This is a genomic window from Mesorhizobium sp. M2C.T.Ca.TU.002.02.1.1, from assembly GCF_003997225.1.
This window is the reverse complement of record NZ_RZTO01000836.1, coordinates 1-2,602: the sequence shown is the minus strand read 5'-3', so window position 1 is coordinate 2,602 and position 2,602 is coordinate 1. Positions and strand designations below refer to the sequence as shown.

Sequence of the window (2,602 nt, the reverse complement as noted above, 5' to 3'; positions counted from 1 at the left end):
AGACCCGGATGCCCCAGGCGCGCAGATCATCGGCGATGCCGGCGACCAGCGGGCCTTCCGGGCCGACCACGACCAGATCGATCTTCTTTTCCTGGCAGAAGGACGCGACGGCGGAATGGTCGGCGACGTCGAGCTTCACCAGCTCGGCGACACGGCCGATGCCCGGATTGCCGGGCGAGGCGTAGAGCTTCGTCAGCAGCGGCGAGGCGGACATCTTCCAGGCGAGCGCATGTTCGCGGCCACCCGAGCCGAGAAGAAGAACGTTCATGGCCACCTCTTGCTGATCGTCTCCCCGAACCCGCTATTGGTCCGCGGGCGGCGGGTCAAGGCGTCTTGGCATTTTGGCGGCAATTGCGCACGGGAAAGCAGCGCAAAGGCCGGGGACTGTCGAAGCCGCCCCAACCTCGTCATTCTATGGCGGAGCAAGGAGCGAAGCGACGCGCGCAGACCATAGAATCCATTCCGTGACCTTAGCCGAAGGATGCAAATGGCAGAGAATTCTGCACCGTTGCGGCGCTTCGAGGTCACGGAATGGATCCTCGGGTCTGCGCGTCCGCTTCGCTCCCGCTCCGCCCGTGGATGACGAGGCAGGGCCACTCAGCTCTGATAGATAACCGGAAACCAATCCTCGCGCAGCTTCTGGCCGGGCTTCATGTCATGGCCGGGATAGGGCGGCGAGGTGCGGCCGGGGCGTTCGATATAATGCGCGTCGTCGCCGACCCAGCGCAGCGACAGCGCCCGGCGCCTTGCCGCCGTCATGTTGCCGCGCGCGCCGTGGGCGGTCCGAAAGTCGAACAGGATGGCGTCGCCCGGCTCCATCTCCCATTCGAGCACCTTCATCGAAGGATCGTTGTCGGGGTCGGGCACCGGCCGGTAGTCGCCCTCGCCGGCATAGAAATTGGCGTCGTTCAGCCAACGCACCGGCAGCACCATCTTTTCCCATTTGTGCGAGCCCGCGATCAGCCTCAGCGTCGCCTCTTTCACCGGATCAATCGGGATCCAGAAGCTGACCGTCTGGCTGCCGTCGACGAAGTAATAGGGGATGTCCTGGTGCCAGGGCGTCGGCTTCTGCGTGCCGGGCTCCTTGACCAGCACGTGGTCGTGGAAGAACTGCGCGCTGCGCGACTGCATGACGGCGGCGGCGAGTTCGGCGGCCGGCGATTCCCTGACGATCCTGACGAATTCCGGGATGCGCTCCCAGTTGCAGTAATCGTCGAAGAAGCTGCCCTTGCCGCCGGCGATGTCGGAGGCGGTTGCGCTGCGGTTCTGCATATTGCGCTCGATGCCGTCGGCGATGACGTCGACCCAGTCCTTGAAGGCGCCGCGGACGCAGACGGCGCCGTCGCGCTGGTAATCGGCAATCGTCGAAGCATCGATCTTTGGGCTGGCCATGGCGCGTTCTCCTTGCATTTGGCAAGCGACTATTGCAAGCGCCGGACATCGCGTAAAATAATAACGTGTCATGTAATTTATAGTTTTTACCTATGAGACTGACCCTCACCCAATTGCGCTATGTCGTCGCCGTGGCCCGCTATGGCAGCGTGACCGCGGCGGCGAACGCGCTCAATGTCTCGCAGCCGTCGATGTCGGTGGCGATCGACAATGTCGAGGATGCGCTTGGCCAGAAACTGTTCGTGCGCCAGCGCGGCAGCGGCGTGGCGCTGACGTCCTTCGGCCGCAGGGCCGTCGCCAAGGCAAGGCAGGTGCTGGGCGAGGCGGACGAGCTGGCGGCGCTCGGTACGCGCGAGGCGGATATCGGCGGCGAGCTGGTGCTTGGATGCTTCGAGGACCTGGCGCCCTATTTCGCGCCGGCGCTGATGCGCGCCTTCGCCGAGCGCTGCCCGGCCGTCACGGTCGTCATCGGGGACGAGACCTTCGAGACGCTGGGGCGGCGCCTGGCCGACAGCGCCGTCGATCTCGGCCTCACCTACGATCTCGGCCTTCCAGGCCATTTCAAGCGCATCCTGCTGCATGAATTGCGGCCGCACGCGCTTTTGCCCGCTGGCCATGCGCTGGCGGACAAGCACGCCGTCAGCCTGGCCGAGCTCGCCCAGCATCCGCTGATCACCACCGACCAGCCGCACAGCTGGCAGCATATGCTGGACCTCTTCCTCAGCCGCGGCCTGTCGCCGATCGCGCGAGCGGCGACGAGCTCGTTCGAGCTGCAGCGCTCCATGGTCGCCAACGGATTCGGCGTCGCCGTCAGCTATACGAGGCCCTATGGCGACCGCAGCTATGACGGCCTGCCGCTGGTCTGCAAACCGCTCTCCGACGCGCTGCCGATGCAGCGCATCATCCTGACCCACGACACCCGCCAGCGCCTGTCGAAGGCGGCCGCGGCCTTCATCGACGTCGCCAAGGCATGGTTTGCCGGTCACGATGTTTTCACCGCGTAAGCGACATTGCGGCCGCTTGACGGCGTCACTTGCGACTGTCACTTCAACGTGATGGAAACCGTCCAGTCGAAAGCGATCCAGGGCCGCGTCGCCGACGCGCCGAGCGGCCATTGGGTCTACCGGGTGCTGCCGCGCTGGCTGTGGCCTTATGCGCAGCTGGCGCGCTGGGACCGGCCGATCGGCTGGCAATTGCTGTTGTGGCCCTG

General features: G+C 65.3%; 3 protein-coding genes and 1 pseudogene. 2 read left to right on the top strand and 2 right to left on the bottom strand.

The annotated features are described in order from the left end of the window. Both EOD07_RS30160 and EOD07_RS30155 read right to left on the bottom strand, forming a co-directional pair. Positions 1 to 268 (bottom strand): phosphoribosylamine--glycine ligase N-terminal domain-containing protein (locus EOD07_RS30160; protein WP_281059097.1); only part of this gene is annotated, 268 nt, incomplete at its 3' end. 329 nt (positions 269 to 597) lie between these two features. Continuing rightward, positions 598 to 1,392 carry a phytanoyl-CoA dioxygenase family protein gene (locus tag EOD07_RS30155; protein ID WP_164772679.1) on the bottom strand — a complete coding sequence of 265 codons (795 nt, stop codon included), beginning with the start codon at positions 1,390 to 1,392 and terminating at the stop codon, positions 598 to 600. 92 nt (positions 1,393 to 1,484) lie between these two features. Here EOD07_RS30155 and EOD07_RS30150 point away from each other — a divergent pair, with 92 nt between their 5' ends. Both EOD07_RS30150 and ubiA read left to right on the top strand, forming a co-directional pair. Then, positions 1,485 to 2,396 (top strand): LysR family transcriptional regulator, encoded by a 912-nt coding sequence (locus EOD07_RS30150; protein WP_127237913.1) that lies wholly within the window; start codon positions 1,485 to 1,487, stop codon positions 2,394 to 2,396. Between the two features lie 51 nt (positions 2,397 to 2,447). Continuing rightward, positions 2,448 to 2,602 (top strand): annotated as a pseudogene (ubiA, locus tag EOD07_RS30145) (4-hydroxybenzoate octaprenyltransferase); the annotation flags it as partial.